Genomic DNA, 19274 nt, shown 5'->3' with positions numbered 1-19274 from the left:
TTTTGATAAGAGTGATCAGATATGCCCGCACCCAAAAATGCACCACTTTACCAGCAGATTTACGACGAAATCAAGGATGCGATCGAGAAAGGTGTTTATGCACCCAAGGAGCGTATCCCGTCCGAGCTTGAGCTTGCCGAGCAGTACGAGGTAAGCCGCATTACGGTGCGTCGCGCCGTTGAGGAGCTGTGCTCCGATGGCTACCTGGTTAAGCAGCAGGGCCGCGGCACCTTTGTCTCCACGCCGCACATCAACCGCCAGTTCCACGCCTCGACGTTGCAGACGTTTACCGCGCTGTGTGCCGACAATGACATGAAGGCGGGTGCACACGTGGTCGATCGCCAGATTGTGCCGGCACGTCAAAACGAGATGGAGTTCTTTGGCCTGCAGAAGGACGCGCTGCTACTGCACATTAAGCGCGTGCGTACGGCCGACGGCGAGCCCATCTTTGAGGAAAACATCTTTGTGCCGTTTGATACATACCGTGAGCTGTTGACGGCCGATCTTGAGGACAAGTCGATTTTTGCCGAGGTCGAGCGTGTTGGCGGAACGCCGATTGTCTCGGTTGGCTACCGTACGGTCGAGGCCGTTCGCGCTAACGCCGAGCAAGCGGCCGAGTTGGGCATTGCTCCGCACGATCCACTGCTCAATCTGCGTGCCGGCTTTATCGGCCCCAATGGCGAGCCGGTCCTGATGGGTAAGCAGTACTACGTGGGCAGCCGCTACGTCATGGTGATGTAGCTCTAGTTGCGCGGTTTTCCAAACCGCGCAACGGCTCGACGCTGCGCCTTTGGTTCCGCCGTTCTGACGAACGGCGGACCGGTCGACGCTGCAAGCCCGCCAGAGCGGCAATCTGCCTTTCAACTTCGGCGGCATGACCAGAAGGTCAATGCCGCCTCGTTTCAAGGCACCTTGCTCGCTCTGACGGGCTTTCGCTGACTTTGCCAAAACATCGACTACCCGCAGAATGAGCGTGGATAATCTCCCGTTTTTGGCTCGGTGACGGGCTCAAAGTGGGAGATTATCCATGCTCATCAGGAAAGTGTCCAAAAATCCACGCTCGTTCCCTCGGATCGCGTTGCTTGTGGCCGGCAGCCGTGCGGCACCGGTCCGCGTGGCGGCGTATAATCGGCGGCAGATGACTTGGACGTTAGGAAACCATGACCGATAGCATGCAGCAGACGGCGCTCGACACGCTCGGCGCCTATTTTGGCTACACCTCGTTTCGCCCGGGGCAGGACCGTATGGTCGATGCGATCCTTGCCGGCTGCGACGCGCTGGGCGTTATGCCCACGGGCGCCGGCAAGTCCATTTGCTACCAGGTACCCGCGCTCATGCTGCCCGGCATCACCTTTGTGGTGAGTCCGTTGCTGTCGCTTATGGAGGACCAGACCCGCGCGCTGCTCGCGGCGGGTGCGCGCCCCAGTTATCTCAACTCCAGCCTTACTCCGGCCCAGCAAAACACCGTGCTCAAGCGGGCGCGCGAGGGCCGCTACCAACTTATGTACGTGGCGCCCGAGCGCCTGCTCGAGCCGCGCTTTTTAGCCTTTGCGCAGGAGGCCGCGGCGGACGGCGGCATTGGCGTGCCGCTCGTGGCCATTGACGAGGCCCACTGCGTGAGCCAATGGGGCCAGGATTTCCGCCCCGCCTACCTGCAGATTCGTGAGTTCATCGATTCCCTGCCGCAGCGCCCCATCGTGGCGGCCTTTACCGCTACGGCGACTGAGCGTGTGCGCGCGGACATTCAGCAGATGCTCGGCCTGCAAAATCCCGCGACGGTGGTGACGGGCTTCGATCGCAAGAACCTCTACTTTGGCTGCGAGGAGATGGGCGACAAGGCCAAGGCAGCGTGGGTGCGCGACTACGTGATCGCGCATTCGAGCGAGAGCGGCATCGTGTATTGCTCGACCCGCAAGACGGTCGATGCGCTGGCAGGCGAGCTTGCCGAAGCGCTGGGCCCCAGCGGCATTCGCGTTGGCCGCTACCATGCCGGCATGGGTAACGACGCCCGCCGCCAAAGCCAGCGTGCCTTTATTGACGACGATATCCAGGTGATGGTTGCCACCAACGCCTTTGGCATGGGCATCGACAAGCCCAACGTGCGCTACGTGATTCACAACAACGTGCCCGAGAGCATCGAAGCCTACTACCAGGAGGCGGGCCGCGCCGGCCGCGATGGCGACCCGGCCAGCTGCCATCTGCTGTGGAACGGTAACGATTTTCGCATGCGTCGCTTTTTGATCGACCGCGGCGATGCTGCCGATGAGGCGCTCGACGACGAGCAGCGCGCGTGGGCGCTCCAGAATCGATATCGCCTGCTCAGCCAGATGGAGGGCTACTGCAACACCACCGGCTGCCTGCGCGAATACATGCTGCGCTACTTTGGCGACGAGGCCGCGGCCGAGCATGCGGCAGCCGCCGCGGGCGGCACCGCCACGGACGAAGCCGAGGGCTGCGGCAACTGCAGCAACTGCCTCACGCAGTTCGAGGTCGAGGACGTCACCGATATGGCCCGCGCTGCCGTGCGCTATGTGGCCACGCGTCCCATGCGTTTTGGCAAGTCGCTGATCGCCGACGTGCTCCACGGCGGCAACACCGAGCGCATTCGCCAGATGCATCTGGACGAGGACCGCGGCTACGGTGAGCTGTCGAGCGAATCGGTCGGGCGCATCAAGGACATCATCGGCCAGCTGTGCGGCCGCGGTTATCTGGCCACCTCGCAGGGGCAGTACCCGGTCGTTGGGCTGGGCCCGCGTGCCGGCGAGGTCGAGGATGAGGCGTTCGCCTTTACCGTTAAGCGTCGCGCGTCCAAGCGCAAGGCCTCGGCCCGCGCCCGCCGCGCGGTGGATCTGCTGCGCGAGGAGGCTGAGCTGGATCAGCGCCCGCGCGTGGGCGACGATGCCGAGCTGTTCGAGCGCCTGCGTGCCTTGCGCAAGGAGATCTCGACCGAGCTGGAGATGGCGCCGTATATGGTCTTTTCCGACAAGGCTCTGCGCGGCCTGTGCCGCCTGCGCCCTCAAACGCGCGAGGAGCTGATCCGGGTCAACGGCATTGGCGAGAAAAAGGCCGACGCCTTTGGCGAGCAGTTTATGGCGGCGATTGAAGAATTTGAGTCCGAGCATGCGCGGGATGGAGCGTAATGATGGCAGCCGATAGCAAGACCGAACGTTCCGAGCGCGCCGAGGTGTCCGCCGTGCCGCTGTACCAGCAGGTTATGGACGACCTAAAGGGCGAGATCGCGCGCGGCGTGTACCCTGCCGGTTCGCGCATTCCTGCCGAGATGGAGCTCGCGAAGTCCTACGGCGTGGGGCGCATCACCGTGCGCCGTGCCATCGAGGAGCTGTCGCGCGCGGGGTATCTCCACCGACAGCAGGGGAGGGGCACCTTTGTGTGCGCTCCCAAGCTCAAGCGCAAGATTGTCCAGAAAGGCGACGTCCAGAGCTTTTCCGAGGGTTGCGCCGCCAACGACATGGTGGCCGGAGCGCGCCTGGTGTCGCGCACGGTGGTTGCGGCGACGCACGAGGACGCGGCATTTTTTGGCGTGGAACCCGGCTGCGAGCTCATTGTGGTCGAGCGCGTGCGCACGGCAGACGGCGTGCCCGTCATGCTCGAGAACAACGCCTTTGTGCTCGCCGACCATCCCTACCTGCAGACGCTTGCCGATAAGGACCTCGCCGACAACTCGATCTTCTCGCTCGTTGCCGAGCATTCGGGTCGCGCGCCGCTCAAGTCCGACCCCTGCACCGTGGAGATTGCGCTGGCGGATGCCCAGGCGGCCCCGCTGCTGGAGGTGCCGGTCGGCGAGCCGCTCTTTTATATGGAGGGGTATTTTACCGATGCAGACGAGCGCCCCCTGCTGCTCGGGCGCCAAAAGATCGTGGGCTCGCGCTACGTGTTCGACATCTAACGTCCACAGATAGAACAACATAGAACAAATTTGCCGGGATGACTTCACGGGCGTTATTACACGTGCTATAAATAGGACAACATAGAACGACCGCAGGTACGAGCTGTCGTCGTTCGAAACCGCCACACAAGGAGGGACATCACCATGAACGCACACGATCTGGTTCAGGAAATTATCGAGCGCAAGGGCAAGATTGAGAACGTCTTTTGGATTGCTTGCGGCGGTTCGATGATCGACCTGATGCCGGCCAACGAGCTGCTCAAGCGCGAGGCGACCACGTTTACCTCGACGGTTTACACGGCGCGCGAGTTTTGCCTGATGGCCCCCAAGAGTCTTGGCGAGAAGTCACTCGTCATCGCCTGCAGTCACAGCGGCAATACGCAGGAGGTCGTCGACGGTTGCGAGATGGCGCTGGCAGCCGGCGCCGAGGTCGTGGCCATGACCGACTGCGAGGGCTCCAAGATTGATAACGGCAAGTGGACCACCTGGGTCTATCCGTGGGGCGAAGGCGTGCCGCAGGCCGAGGTTCCGCAAGGCATCGGCGTCCTGATGGCTGCCGAGCTGCTCGACCAGCAGGAGGGTTACGAGGCGCTCGCCGATATGTACGCCGGCCTTAAGCAGATGGATGCGCTGTTGCCCGCTGCCCGCGAGAAGGTCAATGCCGAGCTGGGCGATCGCTTTGCCGAGCTCTGCCAGCACCACAAGTTCTTCTATATCCTGGGCTCCGGCCCCAACTTTAGCCAGACCTATGCCATGGCCATCTGCTCGCTCATGGAGATGCAGTGGCAGCACTGCTGCTACATCCACTCCGGCGAGTACTTCCACGGCCCGTTCGAGGCTACCGAGCCCGGCGTGTTCTACTTTGTGCAGCTCGGATCGGGCGAGTGCCGCCCCATGGAGGAGCGCGCGCTGGCGTTCCTCAACACGCACACCGATACGGTCATGGTGCTCGACGCACTCGAGTACGGCGTGGGCGACGTGCCTGCCAGCGTGCGTTCGTACCTGGAGCCGATCTTCTTCTACAACATGAGCTGCGAGCTGCGCGCCGCCCGCGGCAAGGTGTTCGACCACAGCCCCGAGGTTCGTCGCTACATGGGCATCGAGCAGTACTAGGTAACGGGAATTATCTTTTTTGACGGGGTCTGCGCTGCGCGCGGGCCCCGTTTTGCGTTGTGGCGGCCGGATTCGTGTCTGCGCGAAAACGAAGGTGAATACTTTTCCGCGAAGTGAACGACCTATTTTGGACCCCCGAAGCATCCACACTTTTTGACGCCAAAACTGCAGGAAAAACTCGGCGAAACCGCAGGAAACGGCGTCTGAAAAGTGTCGATGCTTCGGGGGCTCGTTTTTGCTCGTTCACTTCGCGGAAAAGTATTCACCTTCGATTCGCAAGGGCACTGCGTGAGTCAAAAAAGCGGGCCGCGCCGGGGATTTCCGGCGCGGCCCGCTTAGTATCGCGCTTAGATTCGCAAGGTTGCGGCAGCCATCGGCCTACTTTGCATCGTAGGCCTCGGTGTCCCACCAGTCGAGCTGGGCGATGTTGTCGCGGATGTGCTGGCAGCTCTTGTGGAAGCCCTCGAGCTCGTACTCGGACAGGTCGAGCGTGTAGACCTCCTCGACGCCCTCGGCACCGATCACGCACGGCAGGGAGGTAAAGATACCCTCCTCGCCATACTGGCCGGTCATGAGCGTGGAAGCGGAAAGCACGGCGTGCTCGTTGTGCAGCACGGCGGCGCAGACGCGCGCGGCGGAGTTGGCGACGGCGTATTCGGTGCACTGCTTGCCCTGGTAGGTCACATAGCCGCCCTTACGCGCGAGCTCCTCGACCTCCATGTGGTCAAAGGAGTACTTGTCGGGGTTCTCGGCCTGAAGCTCGTTGAGGTTTTTGCCGGCGATGGTTGCGGCCTTAAAGGCGGCAAGCTGGCTAAAGCCGTGCTCGCCGATCATGTAGGCGTCGATGGACTTGGGGCTCACGCCGACCTTCTTGGAGATCTCGGTGCGCAGGCGGGCGGAGTCCAGGCCGCAGCCCGAGCCGATGATCTTCTTGGGATCGTAGCCGGTCAGGTGCCACAGCTCGGTGCACACGACGTCGCAGGGGTTGGAGATGCTCACGAAGATGCCGTCAAAGCCGGCGTCGACGATGCGCTTGGCAAAGGTGCGGGCGGCGTCGGTGGTAAAGAACAGCTCGCCGTCGCGGTTGCCGGCGGCCAGCGCGACCTTGCCGGCGGCGTTGACGATGACGTCGCAGCAGGCCAGCTCCTCGTAGTGGTCGTAGCAGTTGACGATCTTGGTGTTGTACGGGACAAACGAGAGGGAGTCGCGCAGGTCCTGGACCTCGGACGTCACCTTGGCCTCGTTGATATCGCACAGGTACAGCTCATCGGCAATGCCCTGCATGAGCAGGCTGTTGGCGACATGTGCTCCTACGTGGCCCTGGCCGACCACACCGATCTTACGCGTCTGGTACATATATGTATCCTTTCGGCCGAGTTTTTCGCGTCGAACCATTGTAGCCTCCTGCCGTCACTTTGCTAGGCTAAAGCGAAGTAGATTTTTGGGACATGCTTTAATCTCTACTTTTGGAGTGATTTGGGCCGCCGGCGACATCGCCGGGCGATGTGCTCGCGCGGATGGGGCCGGTCGTTGTACCATAGCTGCAACTGACTCGTAAGGAGCATCCATGCCCATTCGCATCCCCGACGCCCTCCCTGCCGCCGCGCAGCTCGAGAGCGAGAACATCTTTGTCATGACCGAGTACCGCGCGCTGCACCAGGACATCCGTCCGCTGCGCGTGCTCATCCTCAACCTCATGCCCACCAAGATCGCCACCGAGACGCAGATCATGCGCAAGCTCTCCAACACGCCGCTGCAGGTGGAGGTGGACCTGCTGCGCACCAAAACGCACGAGGCCACCCACGTGAGCGCCGGCCACCTGGAGACGTTTTACCGCACGTTCGACGACATCCGCGACATCCACTACGACGGCCTGATCATCACGGGCGCGCCGGTGGAGCAGATGCCGTTCGAGGAGGTCGACTACTGGCCCGAGCTCTGCCAGATCATGGATTGGTCCACCACGCACGTGCACTCTACGCTGCACATTTGTTGGGGCGCGCAGGCCGGTCTGTACCATCATTACGGCATTCAGAAGTATGACCTGCCGGCAAAGGCGAGCGGCGTGTTCGAGCATTATCTGGTCAAGCCGCAAAGCCCGCTGGTCCGCGGCTTTGACGACCGTTTCTATGCCGTGCATTCGCGCAACACCGATGTGCGCCGCGAGGACGTGGAGGCCGAGCCGCAGCTCGAGGTCGTGGCCGTGTCCGACGAGGTGGGGCTGTACATCGTCAAGTCGACGGACAGTCGTCGCTTCTTTGTCTTTGGCCATCCCGAGTACGATACCGATACGTTGCGCCTGGAGTACGAGCGCGACGTGAAGCGCGGGCTCAACCCTCAGGTGCCGGCGCATTACTTCCCGAATGATGACCCCACTGCCGAGCCGCGCAACGTCTGGCGCAGCCAAGCTCAGCTGCTCTACACCAACTGGCTCAACTATTACGTCTACCAGACCACGCCCTACGACCTAGCCCGCGCCGGCGAGGAGCACTAGGCTGCGATGGTACTGCTGTAGCCGTGGTTGATGTGGCGGCGATTAGGCGCTGATGATGTTGGGCAGCGGCAGGTCGTGGGCATCGGTGGGGACGTGGTTGATGCGTTGTTCGTCAAAGGCGATGCCGATGATGTGGCAGTCGGGACGAAGCGTGGGCAGGTAGCGGTCGTAGCAGCCGCCGCCGTAGCCCAGGCGCGCGCCGGCGCGGTCGAAAGCCACGAGCGGCACGACGATCATGTCGAGAGCTTCGGCAGGCACAATGGGGAAGCGGCTGCTGTCGATGTCCGTGGCCGCAAAGGCCCGCGTGGGGTGGGCGATAAACGTAGCCGCGTCCGCGTCGCCGGCAGCAACTGCCCGCATACACATGCGCTGGCCACAAGCTGCGGCGTCTGTTGCCGAGAGCATGCACGGATAGGCCACGCGCCAGCCACGTTTGGCGGCAGCTGCGGCAAACGCGGCTGAGTCGACTTCGGAACCCATCGCGGCATAGACGGCAACGGTGTGCGGCGCCGCGGCATCCAAGCGGCCCAGCAGCTCAACCAGCCGCGCACAGATATCAGCAGACTTCGCCGCCCGCAAGTCCAAATCAAGAGCATCGCGCCGAGCAATCACCGCCCGCCGCAACTCAGCCTTGTCCATCCCGGCTTCCTCTCCCAAACCTACCAAAAAGGGCAGGTTTATTTTGGCAGGTTTTATCTGGGCAAATGTCGAAACCACCACAAAGGTGCCTGTCCCCTTTGTGGTGGTTTTGGCCCATGCGTTAACGCTATAACGCCGCGGCGATTGCTTCGGTCACAAACTTATTGAGTGACTCGCCCTTCTTTGCCGCTGCCAGCGCCGCCTGTTTGTGGAGCTCAGAGCCCGTTCTTACGTTGAACGAGCCCTTAAAAGCCCGCTCGGGCTCTTTGCCCTTCTCGGCGCAAAACTCAAGGTAATCGTCGACGGCGTCGTGGAAGCATTGTTCCACTTCTTCAGCCGTGGAGCCTTCAAATACGATTGCGTCTCTAATGCCGGCGACCATACCTGTTAGTACACGCTGCTCGGCATCGAACTCGACTGGGGCGAAATAGCCCTTGTATGCCAAAACGTTACTCATGACTGCCTCCGACATCCTGCAGAAATCGAACGATGTTTCGAATTGTCCCCGCTGTCAATTCGTCAGATGGATGAGGCGCGTGCATCACGAACATCCTGCCATCTGAGGGCCTGTAGAAGCGAACGCGCGATCCGGAAGTCTTGCCTTTGCTGTCCATTTCAAAGCCATATGAGACCATGACTTTTAAAAAATCGGCATACCGATACGTCGAAGGGCAGCTAAACAGTTGGGCGATGAGTTTATCGGCTCGAGTCATCCCGCCTCACATTCTGCAACTATATTCTAGTTGCAATTTAAGTCCGATGCAAACACTCATAATATAGAACATGTGTACGTATAGAACAAGTGTTCGAATCACCACTGAGAAAGGGGACAGGCACCTTTGTGGTGGTCTGTGCTGTGGAGTGGGCGTCTGCGGCAGTTCGTCTCGATCTGTAACAGTAACTCGGCAAAAATGGGCCTAGCTGTTACAGATCGAGACAAAGAGCCGGCGACATTCGGAAACGTCTCGATCTGTAACATCTGGAGCCGATATTGCCGTCTAGATGTTACAGATTGAGACAAACCGCCGCGGTGGGCTGCGCCGCCCCGCCCAAGCCGCAGAAAAAAGGTAGATTTTCAGGCATGTCCCAAAAATCTACCTTTGCTGTGCGTTAGCCCAGCAGGTCGATGACGTTAAAGCCGGCGTTGCTCTTGGCGATGACGTCGCGGCCGCCAAAGACGCAGGTGGGCGACGCGGCTGCGATGCGCGTCACATCGGCGCCGAGCGAGCGCAGCTCACCGGGTGTGGCCGCAAGCATCTGGGCGCGGCGCTCCTCGCGGGCGTGCGGATCGAGTCCAGCCAGGTAGGTCGTGTTGCGGCGTTTGGTGAGCGCGTACGGCTTCACGGGCGCGTCCATGCCGCTCACGCAGCTCACGATAAAGCCCTCGAAGGCGGCCTCGTCAGGTTCAAAGCTGCCGAGCCATTCGCCTGCGCGCGCCACGCGCTCAATCGAGGGGTCGATTGCTGGGTCGCGGTAGGTGTAGAACGCCGCCTGACGCTCGCCGGCAGCGCGGAATCCGCAGCCGTACGCACCGCCCTTCACGCGGATCTCGTTCCACAGGTAGTCGTAGGAGAGCGCGTTGGCGGCAACCGCCCAGGCGCCCGTCACGTCGAGCCCCAAGCGACGCGGGTCGCACGCGCTTGCCGCAAAGCAAATGTCGCTGGGGATGACGAAAGCCTCGTGACGGTCGCGCGGCGTCGGCACCACGAGCGCGTTGCGGCCGGCATCGGCGCCGTCGCCTGCGCCAAGCTCCAGGTCGCCCGCGGCATCCCAGTACGCGTCAAAGTCCTCATCGCTGCCGGTAAAGCTCGCCATGCAGCCGTCGACCACAAAGATACGACCTGCCAACTCGGCAAGCTTGGCGCGCAGGTCGTCCAGTCGCTCGTCAAAGTGCTCGAGCAGATCGCGCAGGAACAGATAGAAATCAACGCCCGAAAGCTGCTCGCGCACCACGGCCGAAGGCGAGCTGTAGCTCATCGCGCGACCGAGCGCCGCCGAGTGACCGTTGTTGATAAAGCCCTGCTCGAGCCCAATGCGAATCTGCGTGAGCACGTCGCGCACGCGGTCGGCGTCGGCATCGAGCAAAAGCGTGCTCGACCACACCTCGCGCGGCAGGCTCGCCAGCGCATCGATCTTCTCGGACAGGGCGCCGGCGCTCACCAGCAGGTAGGGGCGCACGCCGTCCACGTCGGGCTGGGTCATGACCTCGGTCGTAAAGCTCAAAAAGCCCAGCTTGCCGGCAAGCAAGTTGTCGAGCTCCTCGGCCGAGTGCTCGCTCGTGGGCAGCTGCTTAAGCAGGCGGCAGAGCAGCGTCACATAAGGCAGGTCCTCAAACGCGACGCAGCTCAGGTCGAAGTACTGCATGGCGTAGGCCAGGCGGTTGGTGGGGATGCCGTGGCGCAGGCAGGGGATGGGCGCGGTCGTGTCCACAACGAGCGGCGGCTCGGGGCGTGCCTCGCCAATGTCGGATACACGCAGGCGTGGCAGCGTGGCCTTGGCCTCGGGCGTGTCTTCCGCCTCCTGTGCGGCACGCAACGCGGCCGTGCGCTCGACCACATCGGCCAGCTCGGCATTGGTCATGGCATCGCGCTTGGCTGCCAGCTCGGCGGCCTCGACGCCCTCCGAACCCTCAGCGGCGTCCACCGGCACCAGCTCGACCAGCGCCATGTGGTCGTTCTGCAGCACCAGCTCGCGCAGCAGGTCCTCAAAGTAGCTGCCGTCCAGCTCGCTACGCAGCTCCTCGTACACCGGGCCGTACTTGAGCGCCAGCGTTGCGGCGTCGTCATCGTAGAGCCAGGTGCTCAGCGCGTCGCACGCAATGGCCACGCCGTCGGCGATGCCGTAGTCGCGCTGGCGCAGGTCGTATTCGTTGCTGCTGATGATGGCTTCCAGGCGCTCGCGCGGAATGCCGTGCTCGCACAGGTCGCGGCAGGCGTCCTGGAACACGCGGCGCAGCTCGCGCGCCACGCCGGGCTGCGCGTTTTGCAGCATGATGAGCTCGTAGGGCTGCAGGCTTTCGGCCGCGGTGTAGCTCACCACGTTGCCGCCCAGGCCAGCGGCCAGAATGGCCTTCTTAACCGGCGCTTCGTTGGAGCCCAGCAGCGCCTCGAACAGGATGTCCGCGGCGATCGTGCGCTTGCGGTCGAGTGCGCTGCCCAGCACAAGGCCCAGGCCCACCAGGGCGTTTTCGGGCGTGGTGGACATCTCGACGCGCTTATACTCGCAGGTCACGGGTGTCTGCACGACCAGCGGATTGGGCGCCAGCGCAGACGGGTCCTCGCCGGCGGCGACGGCTGCGTCCATGCGGCGGCTCGCGGCGCTCGACTGCGACAGATAGCGCTCGTCCAAAAAGGCCAGCGCGCGGTCCACGTCCAGGTCGCCGTAGAGCGTGATGTAGGAGTTGGAGGGGTTGTAATGGCGCGCGTGCGTGTCCAGGAACTGCTCGTAGGTGAGCGCGGGAATCGCGCGCGGATCGCCGCCGCTCTCGTGCGCATAGGCCGTGTCGGGGTAGAGCGCGGCGTTGACGGCGTCGTCCAGCACGCTCATGGGGTCGGACAGCGCGCCCTTCATCTCGTTGAACACCACGCCGTTGTAGCGCAGCGTTCCCTCGCGTAGATTTTTGGGACATGCCTCAAAATCTACCTCGCCGGTGTCGTCATCGGCGCCGTCGCCCTCCGGCAGGTCCAGCTCGTAGTGCCAGCCTTCCTGCTCAAAAATGGTGGGCTTGGTATAGATGGCCGGGTTGAACACTGCGTCCAGGTACACGTCCATCAGGTTGTACAGGTCCTGTTCGTTGGTGGTGGCAACGGGGTAGATGGTTTTGTCGGGGTAGGTCATGGCGTTGAGGAACGTCTGCATGGAGCTCTTGATCAGGTCGACAAACGGCTCCTTGACGGGGAACTTGGCCGATCCGCACAGCACCGAGTGCTCAAGAATATGGAACACGCCAGTGGAATCGGCCGGCGGCGTTTTAAAACCGATGGCAAAGGCCTTGTTTTCGTCGTTGCACGCCAGGTACAGCAGGCGAGCGCCCGAGGTGGTATGGCGCAGCACGTAAGCGTCCGAGTCGAGCTCGGGTACGGTCTCGCAGCGCTCGACGGTAAAGCCGTGGCAGGTAGTGCCGGGCACCAGCAGCGCGGCAGCAGCGGCGCGCGGGTCGGTTGAGGTAGTGGACATATGCAGTCTCCTTTGACGCCCCAACGGGGGCGAATCGAGTCGAATCCCCGAGAGTATACCCATATGGGGCCGCGGCTCTGCATCGAACTGAAGACGATGTGGGTGGACTAGCCTAACTGGGTTGACGGCGGATGCCGCGGGTAGCCGCTGTATCCCGCTAAAGTGAAATAACACCCCGTTTACCGAATCATTTAGGAAATATATGGACTCCTAAAAAGTTCTAATACAATATAAGTCATCTATCTATAAACTGCTGATTTCTTGTAAAGGTATGGTTGATATGGTTGAGGCAAATAGCGTTATCCCCCTGTACAAACAGATTGTTCGTGCGCTTTCTGATTCAATCGCCAACGGCACGTACCGCCCGGGAGATAAGCTTCCGACCGAGGCGGAGCTTATCGAGCAATTTGGCGTGAGCCGAATAACGGTTCGCTCCGCAATTAAAGAAATGGAAGATGCTGGGCTTGTTGAGAGGGCCCGCGGCAAGGGCACGTTCGTTTCGTCGGACACGCAGATGTATGCCGCGGACGACCGTGAGAGCTTTACCCATTCGTGCCAGCTTGCGGGCAAACAGGCGTCTACCAGGGTTCTCGAAATGGGCTGGGACTTCCCAAGTCTGCGAGACGCGAAGTTCCTGGGCGTAGACGATACCCAAAAGGTATTGCGTAGCCGTCGTCTGCGCCTTGTGGATGGCAAGCCCACGATGCTGGAAACCAATAGCTATTCCGCTGCGCTTTCTTTTTTGGAGCATGAGTCCCTCGATGATTCGCTGATGGCGGTACTCGATCGCCAGGGGATCAAGATGGGTCCCAACACGCGTACGCTCGAGGTCTGCTATGCGAGCGAGCTCGAGGCGGCATACCTTAACGTGGAGCTGGACTCTTCGCTGCTTCTGTTTGTCGATAGACGTTATGCCCCAAGTGGCGAGCCGCTTTTCATCTCCCGTCAGGTGTACTGCACCGAGCGACTGAAGTTCTATTTGTAAATTAGAGATAGATTGGTCGATTTACCGACCAATTGTTACCGTTCGCGGATTTGGAAAATAGACACACCACGTAGGGTAGATTGCTAATATACTTTGTTATGACAATATAGTACGTCCTATTGGTATTGGAGAACTATGAATAGGATATTGCTAGCGAGTCATGGTTATCTCGCCCAAGGCATGAAAAGCTCTCTGGAGATTCTGATGGGCACCAACGACCGAATCGAGTGCCTGTGCGCCTATGTCGATGACGATTCAAGGGACGTCGCGGCGTTGATTGATGCATGGATGGAGACGAGGGACCCTGCCGACTCTTGGTTTGTCGTGACTGACATCTTTGGCGGCTCTGTAAACAACGAATTCATTCAGAGGCAGACCGACGGATCGTTTACGTTAATCGCTGGAATGAACTTGCCGCTGCTGGTGGAAATGGTTACACAGCTGGACTCCCTGGATGCGGACAAGGCCAAAGCCGCGGTCGAGGGATCGCGTTCGTTTATTCAGCTTTGCGAGGCGGCGGACATGCTTGCCGGCGCCGAGGAAGAAGAGTTCTAGTTAGTTCTGGTTCGAGCCCTAGCTAGGGGCCACACCTGTCATTCCCTTTATCACGTGCGGAGATGATAACGATGATTAAGCTTACGAGAGTTGATTACCGACTGATTCACGGCCAAGTTGCCATGTCCTGGACTCACGCTTTGGACGTAGATTGCATCTTGCTTGCCAGCGATGCTGTGGCAAAAGACGACATGAGGAAGGCGGCCTTGAGGCTCGCCCGCCCCAACGGCGTTAAACTCGTCATCAAGGATGTTGACGCTGCTATCGAGGCACTCAACAGCGGCGTTACCGACAAGTATTCGCTGTTTATCATCACTGAGACGATTGAAGATGTCTATCGTCTCGCTAAGGGTTGCAAAGACATCAAAGAGATCAATCTGGGCGGAACCCGAAAGACCCCTGAGACCACGCTTCATCCGACCCCTGCGATCTTTGCGACCGAGAAAGATGCTGAGCATATCCAAGAGCTCCTGGGCGATGGCGTGGCCATCGAAATCCGTCAGGTCCCCAATGACGCTAAGGTGTTTGCCAAGGACGTTTTCTAGCCGGAAACACGTTGATGCTCGGCATTTATTGAACCAATGCTTTATGCCTATGCCCGTCGATCATTTGATCGGCGGGCTTTTTATTAAAGAAAAATCAAAAAAATCTGAAATAGTTCTTGCATAGTTAGTTATATAAAGTATTATAACGTTATGGGATGAATGAAGGGTTCATCTAAGTGAGTTAGGAGTAAGGGATGTTCAATTTCGATGAGCCTCGTTACGAGAAGGTTGTGAGCGATGCCCTCGCTCTCCGTCCTCAGATTGAGGCTGCCGTGGACGAGGTCTGCGAGCAGGGCTATTCCAACATCTTCTTCATCGGCTGCGGCGGCACCTGGGCCCACACGCTCCCGATGAAGTACTGGGTCGAGACCACCACGGCCGACGTCGACGTCCACTGCGAGATCGCCGCCGAGTTCCTCGCGTGCCCGCCCAAGGCCTTCACCAAGGACTCGGTCTGCGTCTTCTCCACCCGTACCGGCACCACCCCCGAGATCATCGAGGCCGCCAAGTTCTGCCAGGAGCAGGGCGCCCGCACGCTGATGTACGTCTCCAACGACAACACCCCGGCCACCGAGTACGCCGACTACAAGTTCTTCAGCTTCGCCGAGGACGACGTCCTGTGCGAGGCCATCTACACCTACCAGATCACGCTGGTCGCCCGCTTCCTCAAGAACGCCGGCGCCTTCCCCAAGTACGACACCTTCATGGAGGAGTTCGGCAACATCGCCCCGTACCTCATCAAGGCCAAGGACGCCCAGGACGAGCGCTGCGCCGCCATGGCCGAGGACTTCAAGGACACCGACTACCACATGGTGATCGGCTCCGGCATGCTCTGGGGCGAGGCCTACGACTACGCCATGTGCATCCTCGAGGAGATGCAGTGGATCAAGACCAAGTCCATCCACGCCGCCGAGTTCTTCCACGGCACCATCGAGCTGTGCGAGGAGGGCACGAGCCTCATCATGCTCTACGGCGAGGACGACACCCGCAAGCTCATGGACCGCGTGGACAACTTCACTCACATGCTCGCCGACGAGAAGGGCGTCCATGTCCGCGTGAACAAGTTCGACACCGCCGAGGTCGAGCTGCCGTTCAGCGACCCCGAGTTCCGCAAGATCGTCTCCCCGATGGTCACCTACACCATCACCGAGCGCCTGAGCTGCCATCTCGAGCACGTCCGCAACCACCCGCTCACCACGCGTCGCTACTATCACCAGATGAATTACTAATCCTCTCAAATTGCTGCGGTTGTCTGCAGGCGAGCTGCGCAGAATGCCTCGCCTGCAGACCTGTTTCTGGGGTTGATCGAAATGGTTGTCCAGTATCTTCTAGTTGCACTGGTCGCATTTATTGCGTCCATGGACGAGCAATTATTTGGCATTACGATGCTTGGTCGTCCGCTGTTTACGAGCCTGTTTGTCGGCTTGATCCTTGGCGATGTCCAGCAGGGCGTTATCGTCGGCGCGGCTTTGGAGTCCATGTTCATGGGCGCCATCATGGTCGGCGCGGCGGTTCCTCCCGAGGTCTATGCCTCCGGCGTGCTTGGCTGCGCGTTTGCCGTCATTACGGGTACGGGCACGGCAACTGCCGTCGCGCTCGCCCTTCCCGTCTCCGTCTTCCTTCAGGTGTGGCGCAACTTCTGCTACGCCGTTCCGGGTGCCTTTGCCTGCAAGAAGATTGAGACCGCTCTGGCAAATCGCGATCTTGCCAAGGCGAATCTGTACCATCTGACTATCGTGCCGCTGTCGATTGGCATTCCGTCTGCACTGCTGGTGTTTGGCTCACTGTTCTTTGGTGCCGACCTTATCAACAATGCGCTCAACGCGATTCCGCAGTTTGTGATGGACGGCCTCAACGTTGCGTCCGGCGTCATGGTCTGCATCGGCTTCGCTCTTCTTATCAGGACCATGGGCGATAACAAGCTCCTTCCCTGGCTGTTCCTGGGCTTCATTATGGTCATCTACCTCAAGATGGACGTGGTCGGCGTCGCCGCAGCTGCCATTTGCGTCGCGCTGCTCCTGGCCTTCCGCGAGGGCTCGTCCGGTCCGCAGACGGTTGCTGCAGATGAAGAGGAGGACTTCTAATGGCTATCCAGAACACCGACCTCAAAGAGGCCAAGAAGGACGCGATTATGACTCCCGATATGTATCGGAGCATGTTCCTTCGCCAGTTTACGAGCCAGTGCTCGCAGTCGTACGACAAGATGATGGCAATGGGCTTCATGTACACCATTCAGAAGCCCCTGCGAAAGATCTATCCCAACGACGACGATTACTATGCGGCGCTCGATCGCCATACCGAGTTCTTTAACATCACGCCTCATGTGCTTCCGTTTGTAGCCGGCCTAACGGTTTCGATGGAAGAGCAGGCGGCTGCCGATAAGAACTTCGACACGTCCTCGATTAACGCCATGAAGGTCGGCCTCATGGGACCGCTTTCCGGCATCGGCGATTCGTTCTACTGGGGTACGTTCCGCGTGGTTGCCGCCGGCATTGGTATTGGCATCGCTTCGACGGGCAACCCGCTCGGCCCCATCGTGTACGCGCTCATCTACTCCGTGATTAACTTTGCAACGCGTATCGTCGCCGCCCATCTGGGTTACGACTTGGGAACCAAGTTTTTGCAGCAGTCCGAAGAGAGCAACCTTATGTCTCGCATGACGCATGCTGCCGGTGTCCTCGGAATGACCGTTATCGGCGCCATGATTGCGGCACAGGTCTCGCTGTCCACGGCTTTGACCTTTGACGTGGGTGGTTCGGAGATTGTCCTGCAGGATCTGTTCGATTCGATCTTCCCCGGTCTGCTGCCCTTGCTGGCAACGTTCGCTTGCGTTGCCCTCTATAAAAAGGGCGTCAAGACCATTTGGATCATCTTGGGCATCTTCGCAATCTGCATCATCGGAACGGGCTTGGGAGTGTTCGCGGCGGCGTAATGTTGACTGCTATGCTCGCGCGTTGGATAACTAACTGACCGTTTGAAAACGGGGCTCGGCGTAAGGCCGACCCCGTTTTTTGTTTGAGGGATTTTCCGACCGTCCAATAATCCACGCTCATGCATCACTCACGCATCTCTCGTCTCTCATTCGTCACTAACACGAGAGATAGATTAAAGACGAGAGATAATTACGAGAGATAGCTCAGCAGCAAAAAGACAAGCAACCATGGTATTGTCTCAATATCGATTGTTCTACCAGCAAAAACATGATTTAATGAAGCAGGTAGAGATATCTTATCTCTCATCTTTCACTCATATCTAATACGAGAGATAACAGAAAGACGAGAGATAATTACGAGAGATAACTGAGAGACGAGGGAAATCCGTCTGCGGCATTCTCCGCAGGACCGAGCGAAGGGACGTGCAGATGAACGAAAACGAGCTGGCCGGTTTGCTCGAGTCTTTAAAGCGCATGGGTTCGGATGACCTTAACGTCGAAGTAAAAGAGAGCGCCACGACGCTTTCCCGCGACGTATGGGAAACGGTCAGCGCTTTCGCAAACACCGCCGGCGGCATCATCGTACTCGGAGTGAGCGAGCGTGCGGGTTTTGTCCCAGTTGCAAACTTTGAGACCGAGAAAGTGCTCAACCAATTCGTGGCGGGCATGGGCGATGCCGGCGGTCGTGGAAAGCTGGCCAATCCGCCCAAATACACCATTGAGCGCGTGGAGCTTCGGGGTACCGTTGTTCTCGTCATCACAATCGAGGAGCTCGACCCGTCGAGCAAGCCTTGCTATGTAATAGAACGGGGCGCCCAGGGCGGCAGCTACAAGCGCATCGATGACAAAGACGTGCCGCTTTCGTCGACCGAGGTTTTGGCGCTGTCGTCATACGAACGGACGAGTCCTAGCGATCGCGATACGGTGCCCGGCACGAGTGTGGGCGATCTCGACGAGTCGCTGGTCGACCGCACGATAGAGCGTGCCTATTCGCTGACGCCTGGAGCGATGCGCGGTGCGGCGGACAAGAAGACAAAGATGGAGCGTCTGAATTTCCTCGACTTCCAGGGCAATGTTACCAAGGCCGGCCTCCTTGCCGCGGGCGTTTACCCTCAGCAGTTCTATCCCAAGCTCTTCATTGATGTGGCTGTCCACGTGGGAACTCAAAAGGGAGCTGCGGGGCCACTAAGGTTTATGGACCGCACAGTCTGCGAGGGCACCCTAGGCGAGATGATTTCGGATGCCGTCGCAGCTGTCGCCAAAAACCTGCGCCGCATCTCGACCGTCCAAGGCGTCTCGCGTATCGACTCGCTGGAGATCCCCGAGGAGGTCCTGCGCGAGGCAGTCGCCAACGCGGTTATCCACAGGGAATACGGGGATCGGTTCTGTGGGCAATCGATCGCCGTCGACGTCTTTGACGATCGTGTCGAGGTGACGAATCCTGGCGGCCTTTACGGGGGAAAGACTCGAGAGAACTTGTTTGACGGCAGCTCCCGATGCCGTAACGCGACGCTCGTGAAACTCATGTCGATTGTCCCGCTTCCGGATGGCGCAGGTTCGCCGGCTGAGGGCAATGGCTCGGGCATCCCGATGATGATCGATGCCATGCGCGCGCATGGTCTGGCCGAGCCCCTGTTCTGCCCGGGGTTCGATCGGTTCAAGGTCGTACTTTACCGTTCAAAGATCGAGCCGGTCGATCATGGCGGAGGCTTAATTGTGACGGCACTCAAACACTACGGCGAGCTGGGGACGCGTGAGCTGGCAAAACGCACGGGGCTTACAATTTCCCAGGTTAGGTCGCGCGTCAACGCGCTCATTGCTCAAGGCGAGCTTGAGCCCACGGCGCCGTCGACAAGCCGCAACCGCAAATATCGACTGTCAGAGCGCGTGGAATAAATGCGTTAGTGGACGAGGCGACCCAATAATCG

General features: G+C 59.9%; 17 protein-coding genes. 12 read left to right on the top strand and 5 right to left on the bottom strand.

What is annotated here, in order from left to right; all coding sequences use genetic code 11:
- The first annotated feature begins 21 nt into the window (after positions 1–21).
- The 4 genes from DW913_RS00760 (at position 22) to DW913_RS00745 (ending at position 5020) form a co-directional block, all read left to right on the top strand.
- A complete protein-coding gene (locus DW913_RS00760) occupies positions 22–741 on the top strand; it encodes a GntR family transcriptional regulator (protein WP_117736865.1) in 720 nt (239 codons plus the stop codon).
- Positions 742–1160: 419 nt separating this feature from the next.
- A complete protein-coding gene (locus tag DW913_RS00755) occupies positions 1161–3140 on the top strand; it encodes an ATP-dependent DNA helicase RecQ (protein ID WP_117797228.1) in 1980 nt (659 codons plus the stop codon).
- Between the two features lie 2 nt (positions 3141–3142).
- Positions 3143–3907, top strand: a complete 765-nt coding sequence (locus tag DW913_RS00750; RefSeq protein ID WP_117797383.1) for a GntR family transcriptional regulator — start codon at positions 3143–3145, stop codon at positions 3905–3907.
- Positions 3908–4051: 144 nt separating this feature from the next.
- On the top strand, positions 4052–5020 hold the full coding sequence (locus DW913_RS00745; RefSeq protein WP_117797226.1) for an SIS domain-containing protein: 969 nt from the start codon (positions 4052–4054) through the stop codon (positions 5018–5020).
- 378 nt (positions 5021–5398) lie between these two features.
- On the opposite strand, the gene DW913_RS00740 is transcribed toward DW913_RS00745, so the two are convergent.
- Positions 5399–6376 (bottom strand): L-lactate dehydrogenase, encoded by a 978-nt coding sequence (locus DW913_RS00740; RefSeq protein WP_117797224.1) that lies wholly within the window; start codon positions 6374–6376, stop codon positions 5399–5401.
- Positions 6377–6587: 211 nt separating this feature from the next.
- On the opposite strand from DW913_RS00740, the gene metA reads away from it, so the two are divergent.
- Positions 6588–7514 (top strand): homoserine O-succinyltransferase, encoded by a 927-nt coding sequence (metA, locus tag DW913_RS00735; protein ID WP_055250586.1) that lies wholly within the window; start codon positions 6588–6590, stop codon positions 7512–7514.
- 42 nt (positions 7515–7556) lie between these two features.
- Here the strand turns inward: metA and DW913_RS00730 are convergent, their stop codons facing one another.
- The 4 genes from DW913_RS00730 to DW913_RS00715 form a co-directional block, all read right to left on the bottom strand.
- On the bottom strand, positions 7557–8153 hold the full coding sequence (locus DW913_RS00730; RefSeq protein WP_117797222.1) for a 5-formyltetrahydrofolate cyclo-ligase: 597 nt from the start codon (positions 8151–8153) through the stop codon (positions 7557–7559).
- A gap of 127 nt (positions 8154–8280) precedes the next feature.
- Entirely contained in the window at positions 8281–8610 is a 330-nt protein-coding gene (locus tag DW913_RS00725; protein ID WP_117634371.1) for a type II toxin-antitoxin system HicB family antitoxin, read from the bottom strand.
- Positions 8603–8866: a type II toxin-antitoxin system HicA family toxin gene (locus DW913_RS10260; protein WP_117776679.1), complete on the bottom strand. Its 264-nt coding sequence runs from the start codon at positions 8864–8866 to the stop codon at positions 8603–8605. Before DW913_RS10260 ends, DW913_RS00725 begins: the two co-directional genes overlap by 8 nt.
- A gap of 397 nt (positions 8867–9263) precedes the next feature.
- The gene (locus DW913_RS00715; RefSeq protein ID WP_117797220.1) at positions 9264–12329 is read right to left on the bottom strand and encodes an insulinase family protein; all 3066 of its coding nucleotides are present in this window, start codon (positions 12327–12329) and stop codon (positions 9264–9266) included.
- 280 nt (positions 12330–12609) lie between these two features.
- Between DW913_RS00715 and DW913_RS00710 the strand changes: the two genes are divergently transcribed.
- From DW913_RS00710 to DW913_RS00680, 7 genes are all read left to right on the top strand, one after another.
- Positions 12610–13314 (top strand): GntR family transcriptional regulator, encoded by a 705-nt coding sequence (locus DW913_RS00710; RefSeq protein ID WP_117563729.1) that lies wholly within the window; start codon positions 12610–12612, stop codon positions 13312–13314.
- 135 nt (positions 13315–13449) lie between these two features.
- Positions 13450–13869, top strand: a complete 420-nt coding sequence (locus DW913_RS00705) for a PTS sugar transporter subunit IIA (protein WP_117797218.1) — start codon at positions 13450–13452, stop codon at positions 13867–13869.
- Between the two features lie 71 nt (positions 13870–13940).
- A complete protein-coding gene (locus tag DW913_RS00700; protein ID WP_117634363.1) occupies positions 13941–14414 on the top strand; it encodes a PTS sugar transporter subunit IIB in 474 nt (157 codons plus the stop codon).
- A gap of 194 nt (positions 14415–14608) precedes the next feature.
- Complete coding sequence (locus DW913_RS00695; protein WP_117797216.1) at positions 14609–15643, top strand: SIS domain-containing protein; 1035 nt, start codon at positions 14609–14611, stop codon at positions 15641–15643.
- A gap of 81 nt (positions 15644–15724) precedes the next feature.
- Positions 15725–16498 carry a PTS sugar transporter subunit IIC gene (locus DW913_RS00690; protein WP_117563725.1) on the top strand — a complete coding sequence of 258 codons (774 nt, stop codon included), beginning with the start codon at positions 15725–15727 and terminating at the stop codon, positions 16496–16498.
- Positions 16498–17346 carry a PTS system mannose/fructose/sorbose family transporter subunit IID gene (locus DW913_RS00685; protein ID WP_192924133.1) on the top strand — a complete coding sequence of 283 codons (849 nt, stop codon included), beginning with the start codon at positions 16498–16500 and terminating at the stop codon, positions 17344–17346. Before DW913_RS00690 ends, DW913_RS00685 begins: the two co-directional genes overlap by 1 nt.
- A 429-nt stretch (positions 17347–17775) precedes the next feature.
- Positions 17776–19242, top strand: a complete 1467-nt coding sequence (locus DW913_RS00680) for an ATP-binding protein (RefSeq protein ID WP_117797214.1) — start codon at positions 17776–17778, stop codon at positions 19240–19242.
- Positions 19243–19274 lie beyond the last annotated feature (32 nt).

The sequence above is a fragment of the Collinsella sp. AM42-18AC genome (assembly GCF_003467965.1).
Classification (GTDB): Bacteria; Actinomycetota; Coriobacteriia; order Coriobacteriales; family Coriobacteriaceae; genus Collinsella.
Note: the sequence above shows the minus strand (reverse complement) of the source record. Positions and strands in the feature narration are given on the sequence as shown.